The sequence below is a fragment of the Alkalicoccobacillus porphyridii genome, assembly GCF_007293315.1.
Lineage (GTDB): Bacteria > Bacillota > Bacilli > Bacillales > Bacillaceae_D > Alkalicoccobacillus > Alkalicoccobacillus porphyridii.
Genome location: NZ_VLXZ01000424.1, coordinates 1 through 234 on the forward strand (window position 1 = coordinate 1; position 234 = coordinate 234).

Genomic DNA, 234 nt, shown 5'->3' on the forward strand with positions numbered 1-234 from the left:
TCGCCCTCGCTGCGCGAATGGCCGGGCAGCGGGGCGTTGGTGGAGTCGCCCACCACCAGGTCCACCGGGGCGATGGCGCGGAAGGTGGTGGCCGAGATCGGCGGGCCGATCAGCGGCTCGGGATCCAGCTTCCAGTCGCCGGTATGCAGCACCCGATGCTCGCCCGCGGCGATCAGCAGCGCGCAGCTCTCGGGAATCGAGTGGGTCAGCGGTAGGAAACGCAGGGTGAAGGGG

At 70.9% G+C, this 234-nt stretch carries 1 pseudogene; it reads right to left on the reverse strand.

The annotated features are described in order from the left end of the window. Positions 1-234, reverse strand: a pseudogene (locus FN960_RS24800) (ribonuclease J); the annotation flags it as partial.